This window comes from Gordonia sp. SCSIO 19800, assembly GCF_018132775.1.
Lineage (GTDB): Bacteria > Actinomycetota > Actinomycetes > Mycobacteriales > Mycobacteriaceae > Gordonia > Gordonia hongkongensis.
Genome location: NZ_JAGRQM010000004.1, coordinates 180,104 through 206,126 on the forward strand (window position 1 = coordinate 180,104; position 26,023 = coordinate 206,126).

A 26,023-nucleotide genomic window follows, 5' to 3' on the forward strand; every position below is an offset into this window, starting at 1 on the left:
CCGGGTTCCGTATGGGTCAGCGGCGCAGCGCCTCGGCCGCCCAGGTCGCGAAACTCTGCCAGCCCACATCAGGGAACCGGCGGTGCAGCGTCGGGATGTCGACCTCGTACCCGCGGTCGCCGAGGAACGTGAACATCGCCCGCATGTCCTCGGACTCGATACGTTCGGGATCGTAGGACTCCGCCGTGACGGTGGTGCCGAGAACGTCGCCGATGATGCGCGCCATCTCCTCGGGCGTCGGCTGATCGGACGCGAGGTCGATGCGCTGGCCGACGTGGACGTCGGGCGCGGCGAACAGGGTGGCGACGAGTCGGCCGAGGTCGCGTCGCGAGAGTTGTTGCAGCGGCTTGTCCGCGGGCATCGCGATCGGCATCACGCCCGCCGCGAGCGCGTCGGCTCCGCCGAGCAGGTTGTCGAAGAAGTAGGCCGGGCCGACGATCGTGTGCGGGATCTCGGTGGCTGCCAACATCTGCTCGACCTCGAATTTGGAATCGAAATGCGGCACGCCGGTCTGACGATCGGCCGAGGCCACCGAGGAGAACACGAGGTAGGGGATCGACGCGGACGTGGCGGCTTCGATCAGCGCACGACCCTGACCGATCTCGGCCTCGACGCCGGATTCGAACGGGGTGGTGAGCGCGGACACACCCGCGGACCCGGTGAACGCCTCGGTGAGGCCCGACCCGCTCACGATGTCGCCGACGGCGAGTTCGACGCCTCGGTCGGCCAGGCGTGCCGCCTTGCTCGACACCGCGTCCCGCACGACGGCGCGGACCGGGAAACCGGCCTCGAGCAGCGCGTCGACCACAGCGCCGCCCTGCCCTCCGGTGGCTCCGACGACAACGACAGGAGAGGAATCGGCCATGTCGTCGACCCTAGCGGTCACACTCGACGGCCGGACGGTTTGGGTGAGTGCGCCGTCGGCGGCTATCATCTCGACGTTGGAGGATTCGCCTAGTGGCCTATGGCGCTCGCCTGGAACGCGGGTTGGGTTAACAGCCCTCAGGGGTTCGAATCCCCTATCCTCCGCCACCGAAGGTCCGCAGTGACACCCGTCTTTCCGGGTGACACCGCGGACCTTCGTCGTATCCCCGAGCGTGCGGGCCGAGTGCGATCGAGCCGCGCGGACCGGTTCGAGGACCCCGGCTCCGGCCGCCGGAACCCCTCGCTACACTGGACGACGGATCCCGCGCGGCGTGCATCCTGTGAACTCCCCCAGGGCCGGAAGGCAGCAAGGGTCAACGGGCTCTCTCGGGTGCGCGGGGTCCCCTATTTTCCCGATACGAAGTTTCAGGTCAGGGGCGTCGGCCACCCGCACCGGCGTCGAGCCGCGAGAGGGCCAACGTTGAATTTTCACTCGATGAGTGCCGACCAACTCCGGAACACCCAGACGGAACTGACCAAGCAATACGAGGCGCTGCGCGCGCTGGGTCTCAAGCTCGACCTCACCCGCGGCAAGCCGGCCCCCGAGCAGCTCGATCTCTCGAACGGTCTCCTGTCGTTGCCCGGTGACGAGTTCCGAGACGGCGCGGGCACCGACACCCGCAACTACGGCGGACTCAACGGACTGCCCGAGTTGCGCGGCATTTTCGGGGAACTCCTCGCCGTCGACCCCGACAACCTGCTCGCGCTCGGCAACTCGAGCCTCGAGATCATGCACGACCTCACGGTCTTCGGGCTGTTGCACGGCACCGCCGACTCCGACGAGCCGTGGGGACGTCAGACGATCAAGTTCCTGTGCCCGTCGCCCGGTTATGACCGCCACTTCGCGATCACCGAGAGCTTCGGCATCGAGATGATCCCGGTGCCGATGCTGCCCGACGGTCCCGACGTGCGGGTGTGCGCCGAACTCGTCGCCGCCGACCCGAGCATCAAGGGCATGTGGGCGGTGCCCACCTACTCGAACCCGACCGGCGTCACCTTCTCCGAGGAGGTCACCCGCGGGTTGCTCGAGATGTCCGCGGCGCCGGACTTCCGGATCTACTGGGACAACGCCTACGTCGTCCACACGCTGGTGGAGACCCCGCCGACGCCGCTGCCGATCCTGGATATGGCGGCGCAGGCCGGGCACCCGAACCGCGTGTACGTCCTCGGCTCGACGTCGAAGATCACCTTCGCCGGCGCCGGCGTCTCGTTCTTCGGGTCGTCGCCGGAGAATCTGGCCTGGTTCAGCAAGTACCTGTCGCTGAAGACCATCGGACCCGACAAGGTCAATCAGCTGCGTCACCTCAAGTTCTTCGGCGACGCCGACGGTGTACGGGCCCACATGGCCCGCCACCGGGAGATCCTCGCCCCGAAGTTCAAGCTCGTGCTCGACATCCTCGAGGACCGGCTCACGGAGTCGAAGGTGGCGTCGTGGTCGGAGCCGGAGGGCGGCTACTTCATCAGCCTCGACGTCGTCGACGGCGCGGCCCGACGCACCATCGAGCTGGCCAAAGAAGCCGGTATCGCGCTCACCGCCGCCGGATCGGCGTTCCCGTACAAGACCGATCCGCACGATCAGAACATCCGACTCGCACCGACGTTCCCGAACACCGACGACCTGCGGGCTGCGATGGACGGGGTGTCCACGTGCGTGCTGCTGGCCGCGGCGGAGACCCTGCTCGCCCGCTCCAGCTGACCCGACACGCCGATCCCGGCGTTAGATTGCTCTCATTCTCCGGCGAGTGCGCTGGCGTGCGCGCCACTTTGTGACAGGCTTTCAAATCGTGAATCTGCCCAGGCCGGTTCTTCTCGCAACCGGTTTCGCCGTCGTGGGGGTCATCGCACTGGCACTCCAGGATGTCGTCGTACCCCTGGGCGCCCAATTCTGGGGCTTACTGCACAACCAGATCGATCTCTCGGTGTATCAGGCGGGTGCCCGGGCGGTCGCCAACGGCGTCAGTCTCTACGACGTCAAGATGATCGGAGACCTGGACTACACCTACTCGCCGTTCTCTGCCTTGCTGTTCAGTCCGCTGGCCTGGATGTCCTTCGACGTCGCCCGCATGTTGTGGTCGGCGGGTATCGTCGTGGCGCTCTATGTGGTGATCATGCTGAGCTTCCGCAGCCTCGGCCGGCCGGTGACCTGGCCGTTGCGCGTGATCGCGGCGTCGCTGGTGGCGGTGGCGATGTTGTTCGAGCCGGTTCGTACGACGATCTGGTACGGGCAGATCAACGTCTTCCTGATGCTCGTGATCGTGGCCGATCTGGCGCGTCCGGACGGTGGACGCCTCAAGGGGTTCTGGACCGGAGTCGCCGCGGGAATCAAGCTGACGCCCCTCATCTTCGCCGGTTACTTCCTCGTGCAACGGAACTGGCGCGCCCTCGCCGGGGTCGTGGGCGGCTTCGCCACCACCATGCTCATCGGGTTCGCCGCCTTGCCCGGGGACTCGTGGTCGTACTGGACGGGCAAACTGTTCGAGTCCGACCGGGTCGGTTCGGCTCAGTTGCGCGGTAATCAGTCCCTGCGCGGCATGCTGGCCAACCACCTCGACACCGACAATCCGCCGACGCTGCTCTGGCTCGTCCTGGTGCTGGCAGGGCTGGCGGTCGGCTTCGCGGTGGCGACGTACGCCCACCGCAAGGGCCAGGAACTCCTCGCCGTCAGCATCGTCGGGATGACCGCCTGCGTGGTGTCGCCGATGTCGTGGGGCCACCACTGGGTGTGGTTCATCCCGATCCTGGTCATCGGAATCCACCTGGTTCTAGACGCCCGGCAGCCGCGGTCGCCGCGGGTGTGGGCCGGTGTGGGCGTGGCGGCACTGGTGCTTCTCGCGTTTTCGTGGCCGACGCATGTACCGGCGCTGATCCCGGACGGTTACTACACGGGGCTGTACGTCAAGACCCGCATCACGTGGCTCAACTGGTTCACGGTCAGCCCCTACCTGTGGGCCTACCTCGGCGTGCTCGTCGCGACGGTCGTCGGCCTGCGGATGGTCGGCAGCCGTGGCTACTCCTCGCCGACGCCCGCCGACCCGATCATCCCGCCCGGCGTCGCGGCTGCGGTGATCGCCGAGGGCGGGCTGCCGACCGGCGATGCGGGCAGCACCGGCAGTGAGGGCACACGACGGCCGGACACGGGTGGCGAGGAGTCCGGGCCGCGCGACTCGCGAGGCACGTCCGGGCATACTCCGCGTATTGCGGAAGGCACCCGCGGGATGGCCGATGACCTGGTCGGAACCGATGGCGAACCCGTCACCGAGACACCCGATCAGGGGCCCGCCGCACCAGTGTGAGGCACACTCATCGACTGACACGGGTCGCCGGTAGTCTCGACGCGTGGCTCTGTATCGCACCTATCGCCCGGCTACCTTCGCCGACGTCGTGGGGCAGGAGCACGTCACCGATCCGTTGAGCCGTGCCCTGGATTCCGGTCGCATCAATCACGCGTATCTCTTCTCCGGTCCCCGCGGTTGTGGCAAGACGTCGTCGGCGCGGATTCTGGCTCGTTCGCTGAACTGTGTGCAGGGCCCCACCTCCACACCGTGCGGAACGTGTGTCTCCTGTGTGGCGCTCGCGCCGGGGGGTCCGGGCAACCTCGACGTCATCGAGCTCGATGCCGCCAGTCACGGCGGTGTCGACGACACCCGCGAGCTGCGTGACCGCGCCTTCTATGCGCCCGCCGAGTCGCGCTACCGCGTGTTCATCGTCGACGAGGCGCACATGGTGACGAACGCGGGATTCAACGCGCTCCTCAAGATCGTCGAGGAGCCGCCGGAGCATCTGATCTTCGTGTTCGCGACCACCGAACCCGAGAAGGTGCTGCCGACCATCCGGTCGCGCACCCACCACTACCCGTTCCGGCTGCTCGCGCCGCCGGTCATGCGCGGTCTCCTGGAGACGATCTGTGAGCGCGAGGGCGTGACCGTCGCGTCCGAGGTGTACCCGCTCGTCATCCGGGCGGGTGGCGGTTCGCCTCGTGACTCGCTGTCGATCCTCGATCAGCTGCTGGCCGGCGCCGACGACCAGGGTGTCGCCTACGAACGCGCACTCGCGCTGCTCGGTGTCACCGACGTGGCGCTGATCGACACCGCGGTCGACGCTCTCGCCGACGCCGACGGTTCGGCATTGTTCGGCACGGTGGAGAAGGTGGTCGACGCCGGGCACGATCCTCGACGGTTCGCCGTCGACCTGCTGGAACGTCTGCGCGATCTGATTCTGCTGCAGGCTGTTCCGGACGCCGCGGACCGCGGACTCGTCGAGGCGCCGGGTGACCAGCTCGCCCGCATGCGCGCCCAGATCGAGACCCTTGGGCCCGCGTCGCTGACCAGGTTCGCCGAGATCGTGCACAACGCGCTCGGGGAGATGCGCGGCACGACGTCGCCGCGACTCCTGCTCGAGGTGATGTGCGCGCGGATGCTGCTGCCCGCGGTCTCCGACGACGACGCAGCTCTGTTGCAGCGACTCGAACGACTCGAGTCGGGGATCGGCACGACGTCGATCCCGGTACCCGCGAAACCGGCTGAACCGGAACCGGAACCGAAGTTCGTTCGACCCTCGCAGCGCAAGGCGATGGAAGAGGCCAAGGCTGCTGAGGCGTCCGAGCGCGCGGCCGCGGAAGCCGTCGAGGCCGACGCCGCGCAACCCGACGCCGGCCGGGTGCCGGAACCGGTGGTGTCTGAGCCGGTTGCGCCAGAGATGGTGGTGGAGACTCCTGCGCCGGAACCCGTCGTTGCTGAAGCGGTCACGGCAGACGCGGCGCCCGAGGCGGTTGATCCCGACTCGACCGGCGTCGCAACGGGTTCGGGGGCCGAGGCGGAGGCCGTGCTGCCCGCGGAGGAGCCCGCCGACGACGAGTCGATGCTCGACGAACTGATCGCCGACCAACCGAGTGCCGAGGCGGCAGAGGTCGAACCGGCGCCGGCCGCTGACGCCTCATCGGACGACGAGACGGCATCTCTGATCGAGGTGCCCGCCCCGCCGACGCCGCCGACTCAGCCGCCGGCACGGTCCGACCGGACCCCGTCCGCGCCCGAACCGCCGTCGCGCCATCGGACCCCGTCCGCGCCCGAACCGGAACCGATTGCCGAACCGGCGTCGACCGCGGCGTACGACGACATCCCGCTGCCCGATGAGCCCGTCGACGAGGACGACGTCCCGCCACCCGACGCGATGCCGGTCCGTGCCCGTCGGCCCGAGCCCGAGCCGGTGCCCGAACCGGAGCCCGAGCCCGAGGCGACCGCCGGGCTCGACGCCGACTCGGTTCGCAAGCGGTATCAGGACATCCGGGCCGCGGTGCGGGAACGGTCGAAGAGTCTCGAGCCGATGCTGTCGGCGGCGGTCATCGCCGACGTCGACGGGACGACCGTCGTGCTCTCGCATCCGGTCGAGGTGCTGGTCGGGCGGTTGTCCGCACCGCACGCCGTGACGATCATCCGCGAGGCGCTCACCGAGGTCTTCGGCACCGAACTCGACGTGCGTACCGTGCACCAGGCGCCGGGCGCCGCCGCACCCTCCGCCACGTCGACCGCGCCGCCGACGAAGCAAGCGGCCAAGGCTCGGCAGTCGTACTCACGTCCGAGCCGCGCGCGTGACCAGTCGGCGACGCCGGCCCCCACACCGGAGCCGGTCGCCGAACCGGAGGAGCCCGAGCCGCCACGTGCCGACGAGGACATCCCGCACGACGAACGCGCGGAGATGGTGGCCGATGCACGCACCGGCAGCCCCGAGCAGCGGCTCGACCCCGACCAGGTGGCGCTGGAACTACTCAAATCGGAGCTGGGGGCACGGCCGCTCGAGTGACCGGGTGCGCTCGGGAAGCTTTGTCTGAAAACCGCCCCGCGCAACAGGTTCGACGACGATACGCCGCGTGTCCGATTTCTGAGGGCGGTTTTCAGAGGCGGGTCGGGCTCAGGCGTCCCACCACGGCCGGAGTGGCACCTGGTGGCCGCCGTCCTCGTCGAGTTTGGTGGCGAGCACGTGGTGAAGCTGGATGATGTTGCGGTCGAAGCCAATTCGGCAACCGGCCATGTAGAGGCCCCACAGCCGCGCGGTGCCCTCGCCGACCTCGGCCACCGCTTCGTCCCAGTGCTCGACGAGGTTGATGTTCCAGTCGCGCAGCGTCATCGCGTAGTGCTCGCGGAAGTTCTCCTCGTGGATGACCTCCATGCCGCCGATGTCCTGCAGCTTGGAGATGATCTTGCCGGAGCCGGTGAGCTCGCCGTCGGGGAAGACGTAGCGGTCGATGAACGATCCCGCCTTGCTGCGGCTCGCGTTGTCGGGGCGCGTGATGCAGTGATTCAGCAGCATGCCGCCGGGACGGAGCTTGTCGCGCATGAACCCGAAGTAGGACGGGTAGTTGTGGACACCGATGTGCTCGGTGAGCCCGATGGACGACACCGCGTCGAAGCCGCTCTCGGCAACGTCGCGGTAGTCGCTGTGCCGGACCTCGGCGAACTCGCCGAGCCCTTCGTCGGCGATCGCTTTCTGGGCCCACTGTGCCTGTTCGGCGGACAGCGTCGCCCCGATCGCGTGGACACCCCTACGCGCGGCATAGCGGACCATTCCGCCCCAGCCACATCCGATGTCGAGGAGGCGGTCGCCGGGCTTGAGGCGGAGCTTCTCGAAGATGAGGCGGTACTTGTTCTCCTGCGCGGCTTCCAGCGATGCGTCGCGTTCCGGGTAGACGGCGCAGGTGTACGTCATCGAAGGTCCGAGCACCCACTCGTAGAACGTGTTCGAGACGTCGTAGTGGTAGTGGATGACCTCGGCATCACGAGACTTGCTGTGCCGCAGTCCTTCCGCAAATCGACGCCAGCGCGGCAAGGCCTCCTGCGGCGGCGGTGCGATCGGCTTGAAGTGATCGATGCCCAGCGACCGCGCGATGTGGGCGAGCGACAGGGGGGAGGGGCGGTGGAACTGCAGGTTGCTGGCCAGTGCCTTCAGCGCGGGGTACGGATCACCGGGGTGCGCGCCGATGAGTTCGAGATCGCCTGCGATGTAGGCGCGCGCGAGTCCGAGATCGCCGGGTGCGGTCACCAGATACGTTGTTCCGCGCGGGGTCTTCAGGTCGAGGCCGTACTGGGCGTCGACGGGTCCGGCGCTGCTGCCGTCGTAGGCGGTGATCCGGATCGACAGGTTTCCGCCGAGGAGTGTTTCGAAGATCTCGGCGAGGGTCATCTTGCCGGCGTGCGAGTCCACACTCGACGCCGAACTCTCCTTGAACGTGGTCATTGGCGTTTCACCGCTTTCGAGTAGAGGTCCAGCAGACGACCCCGCGGGTCGTACCGCTTCTTGAGGAGCCGATAACTCTCTCCGCCGTAGAGTTCGTCGAACTCCTCCGGCGTGTAGAAACTCTCTGAATACAGCGACTTGTGGCCGTCGAGTTCGGCGACCTTGCGTTCGATGGTCTTGTTGGTGTGCCCGGGATCGCCCGGGGTGACCGGCACGGCGGACCAGAAGCCTACATTGACGTACGTGCGTTGCGGGGCAAGGGGATACAGCGGCCAGGGGCGTACCGGATCGGCGCCGGGGAGGGCGGGCTCGCGAAGCCGGAGGGGGCACAGCCAGATCGGTTCGATGGGAATCTCGGAGAGGAACCACTCGACGTAGTCGGCGGTCCGGTCGATGGGAACCTCGATGTCCTGCACGACGCGTTCACCCGCCGGTAGTCCCTTGCGGGCGTTCAACCGGTCGCCGATGTCGAATCGCTGGTCGAGACCGATCAGCTTCCAGTAGAAACTGCTGCGGAGGTACCGCTTCGGCCACCAGCGCCGGATTCGCGGATTCTGTGCGCCGAAGGCGCGTGAGCACCAGAACCAGTCGGTGTCCCAGCGCCAGAGGTAGTCGTGGATCGTCAACCTATCGGTCGTCTTCTGTTGGATGGATCGATAGAAGATGTCCATCCCGGTGTAATCGCTGACCGGTCCGTCCTCGCCGGTCTGGCGGCCGAGCGTCAGATAGGACTCGTTGGCGGAGAACACGACTCCGTCGAGGTAGTCGACCGGTTCGCCGTCGTGCGACTTCGTGGTGACGATCGTGTCCATCGCCGACTGGAGGTCGACGATGCTCGTGAACCGAAGATGGCGCAGTGCCACATACGGCTTCACCGGCTCCAGCTCGATGCGTAACCGCACCGAATAGCCGAGCGTGCCATAGGAATTCGGGAAACCGAAGAAGAGGTCGGCATGTTCGTTGGTGGGCGTCGCGGTCAGGATCTCGCCGTCGCCGGTGAGGATGTCGATCTCGAGAACCGACTCATGGGGCAGTCCGGAGCGGAAGGACGTGCTCTCGATGCCGAGTCCGGTGACCGCGCCGCCGAGGGTGATCGTCTTGAGCTGTGGGACTACCAGCGGTGCGAGGCCGTACGGCAGAGTGGCCGCGACGAGGTTCTCGTAGGTGCACATGCCGGCGACGTCGGCGGTCCGCGCTTCGGGATTCACCGAGATGACCCGGTCGAGCCCGGAGACGTCCAGTCCCGGATGCGGATTGGCGGCGCGCTTACGAAAGAGGTTGGACGTCTTCTTCGCAAGACGCACGGTTGCCTGCGGCGGGATGGCACGATAGCTGGCCAGAAGGTCGGCAACCCCCTGGTCGAATGCCGCTCCCCCCATCTCGAGCCCGTTGGTCACCCGGTTAGCCTAGGACTTGATCAGTTCGCCCGCCAATCGTTTCGTAACTGAGGAGTGTCCAATCGTGGGTCAGGTTTCCGCATCGCAGTCGCTCGACATCGCCGCCGCCCCGGACGCCGTGGTCGGAGCTCTCGCCGACTATGAGGTCGTGCGGCCGGCCATCCTCCCGGAGCAGTACCGCGACTACAAGGTGATCAGCGGCGGCAAGGGCGACGGCACCGTCGTGCACTGGATTCTGCAGGCCACGTCGAAGCGGCAGCGCGACGTGCAGGCGACCGTCAGCGTCACCCCGGACACCGTCACCGAGCGCGACGCCAACTCGACGATGGTGACCACCTACTCCGTCGCGGCATCGGGCAGCGGTTCGCGCGTCACGACCACCACCACGTGGCAAGGGGCCGGCGGCATCGGTGGGTTCTTCGAGAAGACATTTGCGCCGAAGGGTCTCAACCGGATTCAGGCCGAGGTCCTCGGCAACCTGAAGAAGCGCCTCGAGAGCTGACGGCTCGGCATCTCCGACCGCGGCGCTCGATGACCTGCTCACCCGACAGCGTGCGATGACCGGCGCGGGATCGACCGATCCCGTCCGGCGCCGCCGTGGCCGGGCAAGGCCGTCGCCCTTGCCCATGCGCGACGGCGTCGACGCCACGCGCGTGGTGTTGCGTTCGGGGCCGGAGCTGACCGTCGGTCAGGCGCTGCTGGCCGCGCCCGTGCTGGCGGGGCTGACCGCCGACGATCTGGGTCGACGCGCCGCCGCGGGCGAGATCGTCGATGCCGACGGCCGACCCGCGGATCTGGCCGCGCCGTCGAGCCGCAATGTCTCGCTGTACCTCTACCGCGACCTCGACGACGAGATCGCGGTCCCGTTCGACCTGCCGGTGATCCACCACGACGAGAACATCGTCGTGGTGGACAAGCCGCACTTCCTCGCCACGATGCCGCGGGGCCGTCACGTGACCGAGACCGCGCTGGTGCGGCTGCGTCGAGAACTGGGCTCCGACACCGTCTCGCCGGCGCACCGCCTGGACCGCCTCACCGCCGGGGTGCTGCTGTTCACTCTGCGGCCCGAGGTGCGCGCGGCCTATCAGGACCTGTTCGCGTCCCGGACCGCCCGCAAGGAGTACCTCGCGCTCGCGCCGGCCGACGAGGCGCTGGCGTCGACCGTGACCGTGCGGGACCGGATCGAGAAGACCGCGGGCGACCTGCGCGCCCTCGTGGTGGACGGGCCGGTCAACGCCATCAGCGACATCACCCTGACCGAGGTCGTCGGCGGCCTCGGCGTCTACCGAATGGTGCCGCACACCGGCCGCACCCATCAGCTCCGGTTGCACATGGCGTCGCTCGGGGTGCCCATCGTCGACGACCCGCTCTACCCCGACGTGCGGCCGGGACTCGCCGCGCTTCCCGATCACGGGGACTTCACCCGGCCGCTACGCCTGGTCGCCCGGGCGCTGGAGTTCACCGACCCGCTGACCGGCGAGGAGCGCCGGTTCGAGAGCCGACGCCCGGTGGTCGGGATAGGGCCACGATCTACCCTGGCGCCATGACCATCCGCGCGTCCTACGAACGGCATCCCGACCTGGGCTGCGAGGCCGTGGTCTTCATCGACGACGAGTCGCTGGCCTGTTTCCAGATCCAGCGCGATCTGGTCGGCGGGCCGCGCGCCGACGAATACTGCGTCACCACGGGAGCCAGTGCGCCCGTCTACGGCGGGATCACGCAGTGGCGTCGCATCGACGACCGATTCGAGTTCGCGCTCACCGCGCGCGCCGGTCGGCTGTTCGGCGACGAGGTCCTGTCCTTCGAGGTGGCCGCCGTCGAGGAGTCGACCGTCGACGACATCGCCGCGCATGTCGATCGGTTGCTGCGCTGACGCTGCGACTACCCTGGGCCGGGTGACGCAACCATTCGATCCCAGCGCGTTGTTCGGCGGCGGCCAGGGCGGGGAGAACCCGATGGCCGGACTGCTGGCCCAGGCGCAGCAGATGCAGGAGAAGCTCCTGTCGGCGCAGAACGAGATCGCGGCGGCGGAGGTGGTCGGTAGTGCGGGCAACGGGCTCGTGACCGTGACCGGCAACGGCACCGGTGAGGTGACCGCCGTGTCGATCGATCCGAAGGTCGTCGATCCCGACGACGTGGAGACCCTGCAGGACCTGTTGCTGGGTGCGTTGGCCGACCTGTCGGAGAAGCGCGAGCAGCTTGCCAGCGAGAAGATGGGGCCGCTCGCCGGTGGTCTCGGCGGTGGTCTCCCCGGATTGGGCGGCTGAGTACGCCCACCCCGCGTACGACGCCGAACGACGAGTAGGAATCCCGGACACCGTGGACGCAGATCAGCATGTATGAGGGACCGATCCAGGACCTGATCGACGAGCTGGCCAAACAGCCGGGCCTCGGTCCGAAGGGCGCCCAGCGCATCGCGTTCCACCTGCTGGCCGGGGAGAAGTCCGACATCGATCGCCTCGTCGCCGCGCTGGGACGGGTCCGCGACGACGTCGTCTTCTGCGCGGAGTGCGGGAACGTCTCGGCCAATCGGCTGTGCCGGATCTGTTCGGACGCCCGCCGCGACGCCAGCAAGATCTGTGTCGTCGAGGAGCCGAAAGACGTGCACGCGATCGAACGGACCAAGGAGTTCACCGGGCGCTACCACGTACTCGGTGGTGCTCTCGACCCGTTGTCCGGGATAGGCCCGGACCAGTTGCGTATCCGTGAACTGCTGCGTCGGCTGGCCAATCAGGAAGACGGCGTCGACGTCTCCGAGGTGATTGTCGCGACCGACCCGAACACCGAGGGCGAGGCGACCGCGACCTACCTCCAGCGCATGCTGAAGGACTTTCCCGGCCTGTCGGTCACCCGGCTCGCGTCGGGGCTGCCGATGGGCGGCGACCTCGAGTTCGCCGACGAACTCACCCTGGGTCGTGCACTGTCGGGTCGTCGCATCCTGGCGTGAGGTCGGTGGCCGTCGTACCCGGCAAACCGGACGGCTAGGGTCATGTGGTGATCTCGCGTAGTGGGTGGCGTCGTCGTGTCCGGGGTGTTGCAGCAGGCCTGACGGTGGTGGTCGCGGGCGGCCTGGTGGGTGCCGTACAAGGCGTGCAGCCGCCCGAAGCATCCGCTGCGCCGGCGCTCGATTGGCAGGCATGCCCCGCGGTGCACGGCGTACCGGCGACGGTCCGGTGCGCGACGGTCGAAGTTCCGCTCGACCACTCCGAGCCGAACGGCGAGACCATCGAGATCGGCGTGAGCCGTATGCAGGCGCGCGACCAATCCCGGCGTCGCGGTGTCGTGATGGGCAACCCGGGCGGCCCGGGCGGCGACGGCATCGCGATGTTCAGTCAGCTGCGCCCGCCGGCGGCCATGCTCGACGAATGGGATCTGGTGGCCGTGCAGCCGCGTGGTCTGGTGTCGGGCACACCGCTGCGCTGCGATCCGATCACCGGCGACGAGCCCGAACTGATGACGGCGCTGGGCAAGCTGAATCGCGATCGCTGCGAGGCGCGTACGCCGGGCCTCGGGGCGACGCTCACCACCGAGAACACCGCCCGTGACATGGAGGTCGTCCGGCGGCTGCTCGGCGAACCGAAGGTCAGCCTCTACGGCATCTCGTACGGCACCCTGCTGATGTCGACGTACGCGACACTGTTCCCGCAGCGCGTCGACCGGATGGTCCTCGACTCCGGTTTCGACCCGGGCGTGGTGTGGAACAGCCTTCTCTCCGTGCAGACACCCGGCTACAAGGCGCGGGTGCACGAGATGATGGCGTGGATCGCGCGCCACGACCGGATCTACCATCTCGGCACGACGCCACTCGCCGTGTACCGGAAGTGGAGCGACCGGGTCAGTGCCGAGGCCGGTGTGCCGCCATCGCTGCTGGCACCTCCCGCGCAGGTCGGGGACGTGCCGCCGGGCCTGCGGGCGGTCGCGCAGCAGTACATCGCGGGAACCGATCTGACCGCCGACGCGCGTGCCAGGTTCGAGAACCTGGTGTTCACCTTGCTCCGGCCCGGGTCGCTACAGCTGACGTCGCAGCTACTGGTGCTCACCCGCGCGCTCGCTCCTGATCGCAACTCCTGGCCGACGGTGGCGCTGATGACCGCGACCCCCGGCCGGAAGCTGCCCACCCCGGGCCCCGCCGCGCTCGAGGCCGCCCAGGTCTCGCAGGACATGCAGGCCGCGGTCCTGTGCAACGAGAACCAGGTCCCCGCGCAGCCGTCGCTCGGCTTCCAGGCGTTCGTCGCGAACTACGTGACCGGGGATCCGTTCGAAGCGCCTGGTCTCGCCTACGAGTCCGGCCTCGCGTGTGCCGGAGCGCCGGCGCTTGCGCGGCCGGTCGAGATCCGCAACCGCGGGCTGGCGGTGGCGCCCCTGCAGATCCAGAGCGTCGGCGACCCGCAGACCCCGTATCGCGGGTCGCTGAAGATGCGTGAACTCATGCGCAGCCACCTCATCACCGTCGGTGGTGGCGACCACGCGCAGCTCGGTCGCGCCAACAAGCCACTCGACGACGCCATCGTCGAGTACTTCCGCACCGGCCGGACCTCGGTGCAGCGCGTCCCCGAAGCCCCGATCACGGCTCCGCTCACCCGGTTGCCCTCGGCGTTCGCGTCCGGGGCGGCCGGTCGGTGACCCACCCTGATCTGGTGAGCCCGCAGACCCGCGCCCGTGTGACCGAACTGGCCGCTCGCCTCGACGCCGGGATCGTCGCGATCGACGGACCGTCCGGAGCGGGCAAGTCGACGATCGCCGATCTCCTGGTCGCGGACCTGCGCGCTCGGGGAGTCGGGGTGACCCTGGTCCGCACCGACGACTTCGCGACGTGGGACGATCCGGTTGCGTGGTGGCCGGAGCTGGAAACCGATGTGCTGCACCCCTTCACCCGACGACGCGACTACCGGTACCGGCCCCGCGTGTGGCAGGACGGCGTCCCGGCCCCCGGGCCCCGCGTGTGGATCGAGTGGCAGCCGCTCCTGATCATCGAAGGGGTGTCGTCGGCGCGGCGCCGGATCGCCGGCCGCCTGTCCCACGCGCTGTGGCTCGACGGCGGGACCCCGAGCGAACGGCTCGAGCGGACGGTCGCCCGCGACGGCGAGGACGCGCGAGGTCATCTTCAGGCGTGGCAGGAGTTCGAGCGCGGCTGGTTCGGCGTGGATCGCACGCGAGAACGGTGCGTCGTACTGGACTGAGCCGGCTTGGACTGAGGGGTCTCGGACTGACGGTCCCGTCGGCCGACCGGGATGCCGAGCGGACGCCGCGGTTAGTGTCGAGGGATGGCCACCCGACGACGCTTCCGTGATCTGGCGGAGCTCGACGCGCAGCTGATCGAGTGCCGTGCATGCCCGCGCCTCGTCGAATGGCGGGAGTTGGTCGCGCAGGAGAAGCGACGCGCGTACGCCGACGAGGAGTACTGGGGGAGGCCGGTGGCCGGTATCGGTCCGGCGGATGCGCGACTGCTGATCGTCGGCCTCGCCCCCGCGGCGCACGGTGGGAATCGGACCGGGCGCATGTTCACGGGTGACAGAAGCGGCGATGTCCTGTTCTCGGCGCTGTATCGCGCCGGCCTTGCGAGCCAGCCGCTCTCGGTCGCGATCGGCGACGGGTTGGAGCTGTTCGACACGCGGATCACCGCACCGGTCCACTGCGCACCACCGCAGAACAAGCCGACGGTCGAAGAGCGCGACACCTGTTCGTACTGGCTGCACGCCGAACTCGAGTTGCTCGCGCCGACGGTCCGTTCCGTGATGACACTCGGTGGATTCGGTTGGCAGTCAACGCTTCGTACCTTCGCGAGGCTCGGCTGGACGGTCCCGAAGCCGATGCCGAAGTTCGGTCACGGTGTCTCCACCACCCTCGTCCGCGACGGTGCCGAACTCGAGGTCTTCGGCTGCTACCACGTGAGCCAGCAGAACACCTTCACCGGACGGCTCACTGTGGAGATGGTCGTCGACGTACTCACCGCGGCGGCGCGGTCGGCGGGGATCGAGAGTGCTTGAGGGAGCCCTCGGTCAGCGGAAGGCCGTCGTCGACGTTACCGACGCCGTCCCGCGGCGAGGCGTTCCCGGCGGAGCCGGTCTACCTCGGGGAGGTCAAGCGGGGCAAGGGATTCGACGCCGAGCGCGGTGGCCAGGAGGTGATCGGCGAGTTCGGGGTTGCGGGCCAGTGCCGGACCGTGCATGTAGGTGCCGATGACGCTGCCCTGGACGACGCCCTCGGTGCCGTCGCCGACGCCGTTGCCCACGCCGTGCCGTACCCGACCCAGTGGGGCCGCGTCGGACCCGAGAGTCGTTCCGCCGCGGTGGTTCTCGAAACCGGTGAGGGACTGTGACAGTCCTGGGAGGGTCGGATCGACGAGCAATTCGCCGATACTCCGCTCCGCCTGGGGCGCCGTCGTGAGATCGAACAGGGAGATGCCGTCGACGCGTTCGCCCGCCGATGTCTCGTACCAGTGGCCGAGCACCTGGATGGCGGCGCAGATGGCCAGCACCGGCCGTCCGGCCGCCGCCGCCTGCTGCAGACCCGGGTAGCGCGTCAGGTGCCGGGTGGCGAGCCGCTGCGCGTAATCCTCGGCGCCACCGAGGGTGTAGACGTCGAGCGAGTCGGGGACCGGATCGTCGAGGGTGATGTGGATGACCTCGGCGTCGATGCCACGCATCAGTGCGCGGCGCTTCAGGACGAGGGCGTTCCCACCGTCCCCGTAGGTACCCATGACGTCGGGCAGGACGAGGCCGATCCGCAGGGTCGATTCGCTCACTGCTCCGCCTTCCGTGATCGTGCTGCGCGTTCCAGGGCGGTGCCGAGATCGCGGAACGCCGTGTAGTTCGCCAGGACCTCGACGCGTCCCGGCGGGCAGGATGCGATGGCGGCCATGGGATCCGGGATGGTGGTGTGTTCGGCGCCCGCGTAGAGCAGCCGGACCGACAGGTCGGCGGCGCGCTCGCCGGCCGCGACGACCTGCATGGTCTCGAATGCCTCGAAGCGCACGTCCCACAACCAGGACAGGTCCTCGCCGTCGGGCACCTGGCCGTTGACCGCGATCACCAGCCCGTCGGCGTCCTGGTCGATCATCGACATCGCTTCCTGCCATCCGGCCGGGTTCTTCGCGAGAAGTGTTCGGATGGAGTGGTTTCCGACCTGGTGGATGCCGTACCGGCCGGCGACCTCGCCGACGGTGCCGACGGCGGCCACCGCGTTGCGCGGGTCGGCGCCCATCGCGACGGCCGCGGCCACCGCCTGGGTCGCGTTGCCGCGGTTGGCCCTGCCCGGCACCGCGAGCTCCAGGGGAGCGCTGAAACCGTCGGGGCCGTAGATGTTCTCGTCGTCGAACCACCAGTCGGGGGTGGGGCGGCGGAAGTTGTCGTCGCCGGTCGACCGCCACCCCTCCTCGGAACGGACGATGGGCTCGCCGGTACGGGGGCAGCTGACGGAATCGCCGACCCAGCTCGCGCCGGCGGCGACCCAGACCACGTCCGGGGCGTCGAAGGCGGCCGACGTCACCAGGACGTCGTCGCAGTTGGCGATCACCGTGGTCTCGGGATGACGTGCGATGCCTTCACGCAGCCGACGCTCGATCATGTTGATCTCCCCGACTCGGTCGAGCTGATCCCGGGAGAGGTTGAGCATCACGAGGACCTCGGGGTCGACGGCGTCGCTGACGTGCGGGACGTGCAGTTCGTCGACCTCGAGCGCGCAGAACGGCGCCGTCCGGCTCAGGGTCAGCGTCGCGATGATGCCGGCGTCCATGTTGGCGCCGTCGGCCTGGGTGGCGACCTCGCCGAGTTCGGCCATCGCGGCCGCGGTCATCCGTGTGGTCGTCGACTTCCCGTTGGTGCCGGTGACGATCGCGGTGCGTTTGCCCGCGGCGAGCCGACCCATGATCTGGGGGTCGATCTTCGCGGCGACCAGACCGCCGATCATCGACCCCTTGCCCCGTCCCGCGGTGCGCGACGCCCACCGGGCCGCGGCCGCAGCACCCAGGGCGATGGCGGTACGGGCGGGAACACGGGTGTTCGTACGGGTTGCAGAACCGGCGGAAGAGAGTCGGTCGGGCATGCGCACGAGTGTGTCACAGGCCGATCCGACGGGAGTGGTCGTGCCGTGCGCCGACGCCGCGTAGGCTCGGCGGCTGTGAGTCGCGACACCCATCTGCGCCTGTCCCTGCCCGCCCGAGTGCAACGCGGACTGTTGCTCGGCGTCGCACGAATCCCGGCCGGAGCGTTGGCCGTTCTGGGGCGACGGGCACCGGTCAACTCCGACGGTGAGCGGGTCGCCCCCGAGCTTGCCGCGATCGGCTGGGCCAATGACAACGTGCCCGGGCTGAATCCCTTCCAGGGCGAGGTGGCGCAGTCGCGTGCGCAGACCGACGAGGTCGGCGCCGCCATGGCCGAGGCGCTGCCGCCCATGGCGGTGGAGGAGGACCTCGTCATCGACGGACCCGCCGGCCCGATCCCGGCCACCCGGTATCGCTCCACCACCGACTCGGCCGGGCTGCTCGTCTACTTCCACGGCGGCGGCTTCGTCACCGGCAGCCGGATCAGCCACGACACCTTCGTCCGGCGTCTGGCACATGGCACCGGCCTCGACGTGCTCTCCGTCGACTACCGGTTGGCCCCCGACGCCCCGTTCCCCGCGGCCGTCGAGGACGCGGTGGCGGCGTGGCGCTTCGCTGTCGAGGTGGCGCCGCGGTGGGGTCTCGATCCGGCGCGGATCGTCGTCGCCGGTGACAGCGCGGGCGGAAATCTCGCGACCGTCGTCGCCCGGGAGGTCCGTGGCGAAGCGGTCACCCCGGCTTTCCAGCTGCTCATCTACCCGGTGACGGACCAGGCCGCCGACACACCCTCGCGCCGGGAGTTCGCGTCGGGGTACTTCCTCACCGCCGACGGCATCGACTGGTTCACCGATCGCTACCTGCCCGACGCCGCGCAGCGGAGCGACCCGCGCTGCTCGCCACTGCTTGCCGACGATCTCAGCGGTCTCCCGCCCGCGCATGTCATGGTCGCCGGCTTCGACCCGCTGCGTGACGAGGGCCTCGCGTACGCGCGCAGGCTCGAGGAGGCCGGCGTGCCGGTCACGGTCCGGCGAGAGGGCGCGATGATCCACGGGTTCGTCAACATGACCTTGATCAGTCCGGGTGCCCGGGCCGCGGTCGACCGTCTGTGCGCGGTGGTGCGCGAGGCCCTTCCGCCGGCCGGGTCCAGCTCAGCCGCCTGAGCGCACCGGTGTTCCGGCGCCCTCCCGAGCGCCCGTCACCGCCGACACGGAATCGGCCGGCGCCGGGGTGGCACTTGGAACGGTCGGGCGCCTACGGGTTCGCGGCCGGGCCATCACCCCGGCAGCGCACCCCGCGACGACAATGACCGCACCGACGATCTCCCCGACGCTGGGGACTTCGCCGAGAACGAAGAATGCTGCCGAGATCCCAACCACGGGCACGAGCAGCGACATGGGCGACACCCGGCTTGCGTCGTTGCGTCCCAGCAGCGTGGTCCACAGACCCGCACCGATGACGGTGCCGAAGATCGCGAGGTAGGCGAGGCCACCCAGGGCACGGAGTCCACTCTCGGTACCGAGCGTGGCGAGCGCGTCGAAGCCGGCGGAGGGTCCCTCGACGATCAAGCTCACCGCATACAGCGGCGGAGTGGCGACGACGGCCATCCACAACGTCATCCGCAAGGAGTCGTCGGGACGGGCGAGTCTGCCCCCGATGTTGCCCGCTGCCCAGCTCAGACCACCGAGCACGGTGAGACCGATCGGGAGCAGAGCGGCCACGCCGAGGTCGCTGCCGCGCATCCGGTCGATCGCGATGACCGCCATGCCGAGGACCGCGACCGCCAGGCCGAGGATCTGTCCGGTCGTCATCCGTTCGCGGAGGAACAGCACGCCGAGCATGACCGTGAAGGGCGCCGAGGTCTGGAGGACCAGCGAGGCGAGCCCGGTCGGCATGCCCAGATCCATGGCCAGGAACAGCATGATGAACTGCACGCTGCCGAAGCCGGCGACGTACAGCAGGAACCACTTCAGGCGCACCTTCGGGAACCGCACGAACAACATGACCGGTATCGCCATCACCGCGAATCGCATCGCGGCGAGGAAAAACGGCGGGAAGTGGTCCAGCCCGACTCGGATCGCGATGAAGTTCAGTCCCCAGAGCAGGACGACGAACAACGCGAGAAGGCGATCACGAGTGGACATGGCCCCATGGTCAACGCTGTCGAAGTGAAGAACAATCTAATTTAGACGGATTGACCATTCAGTTTTACTGAATATTCTGCGCCTCACTCCTGCGCGGCGGCGACCTTCGCGCGCACCTCGTCCATGTCGAGACCTTCGACGGCACCGATCAGTTCCTCGAGTTGCGCCGCGGGCAGCGCGCCGGGCTGATTGAACAGCAGGATGCCGTCACGGAAAGCCATGAGGGTGGGGATGGAGCGGATGCCGAGGCTGCCGGCGAGCTGCTGCTCGGCCTCGGTGTCGATCTTGCCGAACACGATGTCGGAGTGTGCTTCGGATGCCTTCTCGAAGACCGGCGCGAACTGGCGGCACGGACCGCACCAGCCGGCCCAGAAGTCGAGCAGGACGATGCCGTCCGAGGCGATGGTGTCCTCGAAGGTTTCCAGGGTGATGTCTTGGGATGCCATGCCCCCAACAACCGTATGAACGGCCCGGACATTCCTGACCGGCCGAAATGCGGTGGCCCATGGCACCGCCGGCCGGTGATGCCGGGCTGAGTACCGTTGTCGCATGGAGGTCCGGCGTCTGCGTCTGCTGCGGGAGTTCGCCGATCGGGAATCGATCGGCGCCGTCGCCGACGCGATGCACATGACCCCGTCGGCGGTGTCGCAGCAGCTGAAGGTCCTGGCCGACGAGGCGGGCGTGGCGCTGTTCGAACCCGACGGCCGCCGAATCCGCTTGACGGAGGCGGGACGTGCCCTGGTACTGCGCGCCGACGACGTGATCGCTGCGGTGGACCGGGCGCAGGAGGAGATGTCGTCGTACCGGTCCGGCAAGGCGCGTGTCCGGCTGGCGATGTTCCCGTCCGGTGCGACCCTGCTGCTGCCGGCGGTCCTGGAGCGGGCCACCGCATCGGGCATCGACGTACATGCGGTCCATCTCGACGTCGGATACCACGACGCGGCACCGGCTCTCGCCGACCACGACATCGTGGTCACCCACCGCGACGAACGGACCCCGGCGATCAACATCCCGCGGGTCCGGGTCACTGAGCTGATGCGTGAACCCGTCGACGTGATCGTCGCCGCCGGCAGCGAACTCGCCGTGCGCGACCAGGTCGCGGTCACCGAACTCGCCGATCACGACTGGATCAGCGTCGAGGGCGGCTTCCCGGTCGACGATGTGCTGCAATCGATCTCGGCGGCGACCGGGGTGGCGCCCCGGGTGACACAGCGGATGCTGGACTTCACCACCATCGAGGCGCTCGTGGCCCACGGCCACGGCATCGCGCTGATGCCGCGTTTCGCGGTCCGGCACCCGGAGGTGAAACGACTGGTGCTCAAAGGAGTTCGCGCCGCACGGGTCTACGAGGCGCTGGCCCGGCCGCGTTCGCGGGCGGCCGTGCAGCAGGTCGTCGATCACCTGCGTGCGGTGGGTGCCGAACAGGGCTGACGGCCCGACGCCACCTGAGCGGGCCCGGATACGCCGACAGCCCGGGGCTTGTGCCTCGGGCTGTCGACGATTTCGAGAACTCAGACGCCGAGACTCTTGCCGACGATGTCCTTCATGATCTCGGTGGTGCCACCGAAGATCGTCTGGATACGAGCGTCGGTGTAGGCGCGGGCAACCCGGTACTCGTTCATGTAGCCGTAGCCGCCGTGCAGCTGGAGGCAGCTGTCGATGACCCGCTTGGCGAGCTCGGTACACCACCACTTGTTCTTCGAGGCGTCGACGGCGTTCAGTTCACCATCGAGTACGCCCTGCAGGCAGCGGTCGATGTAGACCTCGGCGATGTCGAGCTCGGTCGCCATCTCGGCGAGGCTGAAGCGGTTCGCCTGGAAGGTGCCGATCGGACGGCCGAAGGCCTTGCGATCCTTGGTGTACTGCAGGGTCTCGTCGAAGATCGCACGCGCACCGGCGATGGCGCCGATGCCGATCGACAGCCGCTCCGACGGCAGGTTCTGCATGAGGTGGTAGAAGCCCATGCCCTCCTGGCCGAGCAGGTTCTCGACCGGGACGCGCACGTCGTTGAAGTGCAGCTCGGCGGTGTCCTGGGCCTTGAGGCCCATCTTGTCGAGCTTGCGACCGCGCTCGAAGCCCTCCATGCCGCGCTCGACGACGAGCAGCGAGAACGCCTTGTGGCCCGCCTCGGGATCGGGGTTGGTCCGGCAGACCACCACCACGAGGTCGGAGTTGATGCCCGACGAGATGAACGTCTTGTTGCCGTTCAGGACATAGTGATCGCCCTCGAGCTTGGCCGAGGTCTTGATGCCCGCCAGGTCGGAGCCAGCGCCCGGCTCGGTCATCGCGACGGCGAGGATCGTCTCGCCGGTGGCGATCCCGGGCATCCAGCGCTTCTTCTGCTCGTCGTTGGCGAGGTGCACGAAGTACGGTGCGACGACGTCGTTCTGCAGGCTGAGGCCGGGTGCCGCGCCGTCGAACTTCGCGAACTCCTCGACCACCACGGCGTTGAACCGGAAGTCGTCCATGGCACCGCCGCCGCCGTACTCCTCGGGGATGTTGAATCCGAGAAGACCTGCGTCACCGGCCTTCTTGAATGCGATGCGATCGACCTGACCGGCTCGCGTCCACTCCTCGGTGTACGGGGCGCATTCGCGCTGCAGGAACTGCCGCGCGGTTTCCCGCAGGGCCTCGTGCTCGTCTTCGAAGATGGTGCGTTTCATGGCTTCTGCCTTTCTGCTCTACTCGATCGTCGTTCAGGAGTTGTCGGTCGGTCAGTTGTCGTTCTGGTCGGCGTCGCGCGCGCCGACGACGCGCAGTGAGAGCAGCGCATACGACGCCGCGACCTCGGCCGGTGTCCGGGCACCCGAGGGGCGGTACCAGGTGGTGATCGCCTGGCATGCGCCGAACAGGTAGCGCAGCACGTCTTTCACGTCGTCGTCGAAGTGGAACTCACCGGATTCGACGCCACGCTCGATGACACTGGCGAGCAGCTCCTCGGTCTCGGTCCGCATCGCGACGTAGGTCTCCCGTCGCGGATCCTCGACGTCGAGGTGGCGGAACTCGCTTGCCACGCTGGCGAGTTCGACGTCGTTGGTCATGTGCAGGACGATCGACTCGATCGCGTTGGACAGCTGCTCGCTCGGCGTCCGTCCGGACTCGATGGCCGCACCCACCCACGCGAGCACAGCGGTCATCGCCGCCTCGAGCAGTTCGACCAGGATCCCCAGCTTGTTGTCGTGGTGGTAGTACAGCGTCGGCAGCGACACCCCCGCTCGCGAGGCGATGTCGCGGATCGAGGTGCCGTGGTAACCGCGTTCATAGAACGCGTGTTTCGCCGCGACGAGAGTGGCCGGCAGCGGAACCTGTTCGCGCAGCCGCCAGTCCAGACCGTCGGTCTCGATCGTGAATTTCCGGGCGGGAACCGCCCGGGCCGGCTCAGACACGTTCGATGATGGTGGCGTTGGCCATGCCCGCGCCCTCGCACATGGTCTGCAGGCCGTACCGGCCACCGGTCGCCTCGAGATGGTTGACGAGCGTGCCCAGCAGGCGGGTGCCCGACGATCCGAGCGCGTGGCCCAGCGCGATCGCGCCGCCCCGCGGGTTCAGCTTGGCCGGGTCGGCGCCGAACTCGTGGGCCCAGGCCAGGGGCACGGAGGCGAAGGCTTCGTTGACCTCGTAGGCGTCGATGTCGTCGATGGACAGTCCCGAGCGCGCGAGGATCTTGTGCGTGGCCGGGATGGGAGCGGTCAGCATGAAGATCGGATCGTCGCCGGCGACCGAGAACGAGTGGAACCGTGCGCGGGGGGTCAGGCCCAGCTTCGAGGCCATGACGTCGCTCATGATCAGTGCGCCCGACGCGCCGTCGGTCAGCGGCGACGAGTTACCGGGGGTGATGTGCCAGTTGATCTCCGGGAAGCGAGCCGCGAAGTCCTCGCTGTAGAACGACGGCTTCAGGCCCGACAAGCCCTCGGGAGTGGTGGTCGCGCGCACCGTCTCGTCGGTCTTGTGCGTGAACGTCTTGCCGTCGGCGTCAGCGACGTCGATGGGCAGGATCTCGCGATCGAAGAAGCCCTCGCCCGCCGCCGCGGCGGCACGCTGGTGGGACTGCGCGGCGAAGGCGTCGAGCGTGTCGCGGTCGAACTTCCACTTGGCGGCGACCAGTTCAGCGGAGATGCCCTGTCCGACAAGTCCATCCGGGTACCGTGCTTCGATGCTCGGGCCGTAGGGGCTGCGCCCGGCGGTGGTGAAGCCCATCGGGACGCGACTCATCGATTCCACGCCGGCGGCGATCACCACGTCGTAGGCGCCGGCGATGATGCCCTGCGCGGCGAAGTGGGCGGCCTGCTGGCTCGATCCGCACTGCCGGTCGACGGTGGTGGCGGGTACGGATTCGGGGAAGCCGGCGGACAGCAGCGCGGTCCGCGAGATGTTCAGGGCCTGCTCGCCGGCCTGACCGACGCAGCCGCCGATCACGTCGTCGACGAGTGCCGGATCGAGGTCGTTGCGCTCGACCAGGGAGCGCAGCACCTGTGCGAGGAGCTCGACGGGCTTGGTCTCCGACAGCGCGCCACCGGGCTTGCCCTTTCCAGACGCGAGGCGGACGACGTCGACGATGACGGCTTCGGGCATGTGGGTTCCTCTCGGGAGCGGGTCACGGCGCAGCGCACCGCTTCGCGCGGCGTACTGTATCTAACGATCGTTATACCGGTCTAGCACGCGCCCGGCAGGGGAATCAACAACACTGGCCGCGGAAATGCGCGAAGCCCCCACCCGACAGGTCGGGTGGGGGCAGATGTCGCGGTGGGTCAGATGGTGCCTTTGTCCGGCTGACCTGCAGGAACGGCGGTGAAGGTCCGGACGTCCAGCGGTCCGGAAAGCAGGCCCCCGATCGCCTTGCCGAGCGTGGTGAGCGCCGGAGCGGAGCCGTGCGTCGCCAGGGCCTCCGTGGATTCCCAGCGCTCGATCATCACCAGGTCGGTCGAGTCGCCGATGGCCTCGTGCAACGCGTACTTCCCGCATCCCGGCTCGCCGTGGACTTCGGGGATCGCGGCGAGCAGGGCCTCCCGCACGGCCTGTTCCTCGCCGGGTTTGGGGGAGATGGTGGCGACGACGATGACTTCGGACATTCGTGGAACTCCATTCGCGTCCAGCGGGTCGTGGACTCGGGACATGCCTGGCACGTGGACGCCGGACACCCCGGTGACGTTAGGTCAGCGAGACGACCCGGTGTGGCGGTTTCGTCAGGACCGCGGGTCGTCGGAGGTCAGCGCCAGCCGAGAGCCGGTGCGACGTGCGTGAGGATCGACTCGAGGACGTGTGCGTTGTACTCGACCCCGAGTTGGTTCGGCACCGTCAGCAGCAGTGTGTCGGCCGCGGCGATCGCCTCGTCCTCACGCAACTGCTCGATGAGCTTGTCCGGCTCGTCGGCGTAGCTGCGTCCGAATCGGGCCACACTGTTGTCGATGACACCGACCTGATCCGATTCAGCACCACCACGTCCGAAGTAGGCGCGGTCGCGGTCGTCGACAATTGCGAAGATGCTGCGGCTCACCGATACTCGTGGCTCACGCGGGTGTCCGGCATCGGCCCAGGCCTTGCGGAACCGCTGGATCTGTTCGGCCTGTAACTGGTGGAACGGCACCCCGGTGTCCTCGGTCAACAGCGTCGAGCTCATCAGGTTCATGCCCTGCTGGGCGGTCCATTCCGCGGTCGCCCGGGTCCCGGCGCCCCACCAGATGCGGTCCCGCAGGCCGGGGGACTGCGGCTCGATGGGCAGGAGTCCCGGCGGGTTGGGGAACATCGGACGGGGATTCGGCGTGGCGAAGCCGCCGCCCTCGATGACCTTCAGGAACACCTCGGTGTGCTGTCGCGCCATGTCCGCATCGGTCGACCCCTCGGGCGGTACGTAGCCGAAGTACTTGTAGCCGTCGATGACCTGCTCGGGGGACCCACGACTGATCCCGAGCTGCAGCCGACCGCCGGAGATGAGATCTGCGGCGCCGGCGTCCTCGGCCATGTACAGCGGGTTCTCGTAGCGCATGTCGATGACCCCGGTGCCGATCTCGATGTGACTGGTCTTCGCGCCGATCGCCGCGAGCAACGGGAACGGCGATGCGAGTTGCCGTGCGAAGTGATGGACGCGGAAGTACGCACCGTCGGCGCCGAGCTCCTCGGCGGCCACCGCGAGGTCGATGGACTGCAGCAGCGTGTCCGCGCCGGACCGCACCTGGGACCCGTGGGCGTCCGACCAGTGACCGAACGACAGGAAACCGATGTTCTTCATGCCCTCTAAATGAAACTCTGGTCCGTTTTGTTCCCGTCAGAACGATTCCGTCCCGCCGATCGGC

At 68.5% G+C, this 26,023-nt stretch carries 25 protein-coding genes, 1 tRNA gene and 1 other RNA gene; 15 read left to right on the forward strand and 12 right to left on the reverse strand.

The annotated features are described in order from the left end of the window. Positions 1–16: 16 nt before the first annotated feature. Positions 17–865 carry an NmrA/HSCARG family protein gene (locus KB201_RS06605; protein WP_211538690.1) on the reverse strand — a complete coding sequence of 283 codons (849 nt, stop codon included), beginning with the start codon at positions 863–865 and terminating at the stop codon, positions 17–19. Positions 866–943: 78 nt separating this feature from the next. Between KB201_RS06605 and KB201_RS06610 the strand changes: the two genes are divergently transcribed. The 5 genes from KB201_RS06610 (at position 944) to KB201_RS06630 (ending at position 6,723) form a co-directional block, all read left to right on the forward strand. Further along, positions 944–1,032, forward strand: a tRNA-Ser gene (locus KB201_RS06610). Positions 1,033–1,179: 147 nt separating this feature from the next. Next, positions 1,180–1,274, forward strand: an RNA gene (gene ffs / locus KB201_RS06615) — signal recognition particle sRNA small type. Between the two features lie 71 nt (positions 1,275–1,345). Beyond that, the gene (locus KB201_RS06620) at positions 1,346–2,620 is read left to right on the forward strand and encodes an aminotransferase class I/II-fold pyridoxal phosphate-dependent enzyme (protein ID WP_211538691.1); all 1,275 of its coding nucleotides are present in this window, start codon (positions 1,346–1,348) and stop codon (positions 2,618–2,620) included. A gap of 88 nt (positions 2,621–2,708) precedes the next feature. After that, entirely contained in the window at positions 2,709–4,217 is a 1,509-nt protein-coding gene (locus KB201_RS06625; RefSeq protein ID WP_211538692.1) for a glycosyltransferase 87 family protein, read from the forward strand. Between the two features lie 43 nt (positions 4,218–4,260). Then, the gene (locus KB201_RS06630) at positions 4,261–6,723 is read left to right on the forward strand and encodes a DNA polymerase III subunit gamma and tau (protein WP_078111805.1); all 2,463 of its coding nucleotides are present in this window, start codon (positions 4,261–4,263) and stop codon (positions 6,721–6,723) included. A 108-nt stretch (positions 6,724–6,831) separates the two neighbouring features. Here the strand turns inward: KB201_RS06630 and KB201_RS06635 are convergent, their stop codons facing one another. Next, positions 6,832–8,154: a class I SAM-dependent methyltransferase gene (locus tag KB201_RS06635; protein WP_078111804.1), complete on the reverse strand. Its 1,323-nt coding sequence runs from the start codon at positions 8,152–8,154 to the stop codon at positions 6,832–6,834. Next, a complete protein-coding gene (locus KB201_RS06640; protein ID WP_058251142.1) occupies positions 8,151–9,533 on the reverse strand; it encodes an FAD-binding oxidoreductase in 1,383 nt (460 codons plus the stop codon). The genes KB201_RS06635 and KB201_RS06640 overlap by 4 nt, the downstream gene beginning before the upstream one ends. 82 nt (positions 9,534–9,615) lie before the next feature. Between KB201_RS06640 and KB201_RS06645 the strand changes: the two genes are divergently transcribed. The 8 genes from KB201_RS06645 to KB201_RS06680 all read left to right on the forward strand — a co-directional run bounded on the left by KB201_RS06645 (position 9,616) and on the right by KB201_RS06680 (position 15,538). Continuing rightward, positions 9,616–10,053, forward strand: a complete 438-nt coding sequence (locus tag KB201_RS06645; protein WP_058251042.1) for an SRPBCC family protein — start codon at positions 9,616–9,618, stop codon at positions 10,051–10,053. Positions 10,054–10,177: 124 nt separating this feature from the next. Next, complete coding sequence (locus tag KB201_RS06650) at positions 10,178–11,098, forward strand: pseudouridine synthase (RefSeq protein WP_189340148.1); 921 nt, start codon at positions 10,178–10,180, stop codon at positions 11,096–11,098. Then, on the forward strand, positions 11,095–11,424 hold the full coding sequence (locus tag KB201_RS06655; protein ID WP_058251043.1) for a hypothetical protein: 330 nt from the start codon (positions 11,095–11,097) through the stop codon (positions 11,422–11,424). The genes KB201_RS06650 and KB201_RS06655 overlap by 4 nt, the downstream gene beginning before the upstream one ends. Then, positions 11,402–11,818, forward strand: coding sequence for a YbaB/EbfC family nucleoid-associated protein (locus KB201_RS06660; RefSeq protein WP_004021588.1), 417 nt, complete (start codon positions 11,402–11,404; stop codon positions 11,816–11,818). The genes KB201_RS06655 and KB201_RS06660 overlap by 23 nt, the downstream gene beginning before the upstream one ends. Before the next feature lie 68 nt (positions 11,819–11,886). Continuing rightward, the gene (recR, locus tag KB201_RS06665) at positions 11,887–12,498 is read left to right on the forward strand and encodes a recombination mediator RecR (RefSeq protein ID WP_058251045.1); all 612 of its coding nucleotides are present in this window, start codon (positions 11,887–11,889) and stop codon (positions 12,496–12,498) included. A 44-nt stretch (positions 12,499–12,542) separates the two neighbouring features. Continuing rightward, positions 12,543–14,174 carry an alpha/beta fold hydrolase gene (locus KB201_RS06670; protein WP_078111803.1) on the forward strand — a complete coding sequence of 544 codons (1,632 nt, stop codon included), beginning with the start codon at positions 12,543–12,545 and terminating at the stop codon, positions 14,172–14,174. A 14-nt stretch (positions 14,175–14,188) separates the two neighbouring features. Next, the gene (locus KB201_RS06675; RefSeq protein WP_091344307.1) at positions 14,189–14,731 is read left to right on the forward strand and encodes a (d)CMP kinase; all 543 of its coding nucleotides are present in this window, start codon (positions 14,189–14,191) and stop codon (positions 14,729–14,731) included. 84 nt (positions 14,732–14,815) lie between these two features. Beyond that, entirely contained in the window at positions 14,816–15,538 is a 723-nt protein-coding gene (locus KB201_RS06680) for a uracil-DNA glycosylase (protein WP_058251048.1), read from the forward strand. 35 nt (positions 15,539–15,573) lie between these two features. Here KB201_RS06680 and KB201_RS06685 read toward each other — a convergent pair whose 3' ends face one another. Further along, positions 15,574–16,296 carry a type 1 glutamine amidotransferase gene (locus KB201_RS06685; protein ID WP_058251049.1) on the reverse strand — a complete coding sequence of 241 codons (723 nt, stop codon included), beginning with the start codon at positions 16,294–16,296 and terminating at the stop codon, positions 15,574–15,576. Continuing rightward, a complete protein-coding gene (locus KB201_RS06690; protein ID WP_078111802.1) occupies positions 16,293–17,594 on the reverse strand; it encodes a MurT ligase domain-containing protein in 1,302 nt (433 codons plus the stop codon). Before KB201_RS06690 ends, KB201_RS06685 begins: the two co-directional genes overlap by 4 nt. 75 nt (positions 17,595–17,669) lie before the next feature. On the opposite strand from KB201_RS06690, the gene KB201_RS06695 reads away from it, so the two are divergent. Then, positions 17,670–18,752: an alpha/beta hydrolase gene (locus tag KB201_RS06695; protein ID WP_211538693.1), complete on the forward strand. Its 1,083-nt coding sequence runs from the start codon at positions 17,670–17,672 to the stop codon at positions 18,750–18,752. Here KB201_RS06695 and KB201_RS06700 read toward each other — a convergent pair. Next, positions 18,741–19,733, reverse strand: a complete 993-nt coding sequence (locus KB201_RS06700; protein ID WP_058251052.1) for an EamA family transporter — start codon at positions 19,731–19,733, stop codon at positions 18,741–18,743. The two genes, KB201_RS06695 and KB201_RS06700, sit on opposite strands and share 12 nt — an antisense overlap. An 83-nt stretch (positions 19,734–19,816) precedes the next feature. Next, positions 19,817–20,179, reverse strand: coding sequence for a thioredoxin (trxA, locus tag KB201_RS06705; RefSeq protein ID WP_078111799.1), 363 nt, complete (start codon positions 20,177–20,179; stop codon positions 19,817–19,819). Positions 20,180–20,282: 103 nt separating this feature from the next. Between trxA and KB201_RS06710 the strand changes: the two genes are divergently transcribed. Further along, positions 20,283–21,164, forward strand: coding sequence for a LysR family transcriptional regulator (locus KB201_RS06710; protein WP_078111798.1), 882 nt, complete (start codon positions 20,283–20,285; stop codon positions 21,162–21,164). An 80-nt stretch (positions 21,165–21,244) separates the two neighbouring features. Here KB201_RS06710 and KB201_RS06715 read toward each other — a convergent pair whose 3' ends face one another. The 5 genes from KB201_RS06715 to KB201_RS06735 form a co-directional block, all read right to left on the reverse strand. Continuing rightward, a complete protein-coding gene (locus KB201_RS06715; protein ID WP_058251055.1) occupies positions 21,245–22,396 on the reverse strand; it encodes an acyl-CoA dehydrogenase family protein in 1,152 nt (383 codons plus the stop codon). Between the two features lie 51 nt (positions 22,397–22,447). Further along, on the reverse strand, positions 22,448–23,119 hold the full coding sequence (locus KB201_RS06720; protein ID WP_058251056.1) for a TetR/AcrR family transcriptional regulator: 672 nt from the start codon (positions 23,117–23,119) through the stop codon (positions 22,448–22,450). Beyond that, positions 23,112–24,305, reverse strand: a complete 1,194-nt coding sequence (locus KB201_RS06725; RefSeq protein WP_078111797.1) for an acetyl-CoA C-acyltransferase — start codon at positions 24,303–24,305, stop codon at positions 23,112–23,114. Before KB201_RS06725 ends, KB201_RS06720 begins: the two co-directional genes overlap by 8 nt. 176 nt (positions 24,306–24,481) lie before the next feature. Continuing rightward, a complete protein-coding gene (locus tag KB201_RS06730; RefSeq protein ID WP_078111796.1) occupies positions 24,482–24,802 on the reverse strand; it encodes a putative quinol monooxygenase in 321 nt (106 codons plus the stop codon). Between the two features lie 137 nt (positions 24,803–24,939). Next, on the reverse strand, positions 24,940–25,959 hold the full coding sequence (locus tag KB201_RS06735) for an LLM class flavin-dependent oxidoreductase (RefSeq protein WP_068972282.1): 1,020 nt from the start codon (positions 25,957–25,959) through the stop codon (positions 24,940–24,942). Positions 25,960–26,023 lie beyond the last annotated feature (64 nt).

Excerpts from the sequence above, each read along its gene's own strand:
- KB201_RS06710 (WP_078111798.1), top strand. The coding sequence starts at position 20,283 with ATGGAGGTCCGGCGTCTGCGTCTGCTGCGGGAGTTCGCCGATCGGGAA.
- KB201_RS06715 (WP_058251055.1), bottom strand. The coding sequence starts at position 22,396 with ATGAAACGCACCATCTTCGAAGACGAGCACGAGGCCCTGCGGGAAACC.
- KB201_RS06700 (WP_058251052.1), bottom strand. The coding sequence starts at position 19,733 with ATGTCCACTCGTGATCGCCTTCTCGCGTTGTTCGTCGTCCTGCTCTGG.
- KB201_RS06655 (WP_058251043.1), top strand. The coding sequence starts at position 11,095 with ATGACCATCCGCGCGTCCTACGAACGGCATCCCGACCTGGGCTGCGAG.
- KB201_RS06730 (WP_078111796.1), bottom strand. The coding sequence starts at position 24,802 with ATGTCCGAAGTCATCGTCGTCGCCACCATCTCCCCCAAACCCGGCGAG.
- KB201_RS06735 (WP_068972282.1), bottom strand. The coding sequence starts at position 25,959 with ATGAAGAACATCGGTTTCCTGTCGTTCGGTCACTGGTCGGACGCCCAC.
- KB201_RS06660 (WP_004021588.1), top strand. The coding sequence starts at position 11,402 with ATGTCGATCGGTTGCTGCGCTGACGCTGCGACTACCCTGGGCCGGGTG.
- KB201_RS06605 (WP_211538690.1), bottom strand. The coding sequence starts at position 865 with ATGGCCGATTCCTCTCCTGTCGTTGTCGTCGGAGCCACCGGAGGGCAG.
- KB201_RS06650 (WP_189340148.1), top strand. The coding sequence starts at position 10,178 with ATGCGCGACGGCGTCGACGCCACGCGCGTGGTGTTGCGTTCGGGGCCG.
- KB201_RS06680 (WP_058251048.1), top strand. The coding sequence starts at position 14,816 with ATGGCCACCCGACGACGCTTCCGTGATCTGGCGGAGCTCGACGCGCAG.
- KB201_RS06725 (WP_078111797.1), bottom strand. The coding sequence starts at position 24,305 with ATGCCCGAAGCCGTCATCGTCGACGTCGTCCGCCTCGCGTCTGGAAAG.
- KB201_RS06635 (WP_078111804.1), bottom strand. The coding sequence starts at position 8,154 with ATGACCACGTTCAAGGAGAGTTCGGCGTCGAGTGTGGACTCGCACGCC.
- KB201_RS06690 (WP_078111802.1), bottom strand. The coding sequence starts at position 17,594 with ATGCCCGACCGACTCTCTTCCGCCGGTTCTGCAACCCGTACGAACACC.
- KB201_RS06640 (WP_058251142.1), bottom strand. The coding sequence starts at position 9,533 with ATGGGGGGAGCGGCATTCGACCAGGGGGTTGCCGACCTTCTGGCCAGC.
- trxA (WP_078111799.1), bottom strand. The coding sequence starts at position 20,179 with ATGGCATCCCAAGACATCACCCTGGAAACCTTCGAGGACACCATCGCC.
- recR (WP_058251045.1), top strand. The coding sequence starts at position 11,887 with ATGTATGAGGGACCGATCCAGGACCTGATCGACGAGCTGGCCAAACAG.